At 53.0% G+C, this 577-nt stretch carries 1 rRNA gene; it reads right to left on the reverse strand.

The features are described from left to right. Positions 1-577: ribosomal RNA gene (locus CIK04_RS31230) — 16S ribosomal RNA — on the reverse strand; the annotation flags it as partial.

Genomic DNA, 577 nt, shown 5'->3' on the forward strand with positions numbered 1-577 from the left:
TTCATTTGAGTTTTAATCTTGCGACCGTACTCCCCAGGCGGTCTACTTAACGCGTTAGCTCCGAAAGCCACGGCTCAAGGCCACAACCTCCAAGTAGACATCGTTTACAGCGTGGACTACCAGGGTATCTAATCCTGTTTGCTCCCCACGCTTTCGCATCTGAGTGTCAGTATCTGTCCAGGGGGCCGCCTTCGCCACCGGTATTCCTTCAGATCTCTACGCATTTCACCGCTACACCTGAAATTCTACCCCCCCTCTACAGTACTCTAGTCTGCCAGTTTCAAATGCAGTTCCGAGGTTGAGCCCCGGGCTTTCACATCTGACTTAACAAACCACCTGCATGCGCTTTACGCCCAGTAATTCCGATTAACGCTCGCACCCTCCGTATTACCGCGGCTGCTGGCACGGAGTTAGCCGGTGCTTCTTCTGTCGCTAACGTCAAATGATAGYGCTATTAACACTACCACCTTCCTCACGACTGAAAGTGCTTTACAACCCGAAGGCCTTCTTCACACACGCGGCATGGCTGCATCAGGCTTGCGCCCATTGTGCAATATTCCCCACTGCTGCCTCCCGT

This window comes from Vibrio sp. 03_296 (assembly GCF_002265885.1).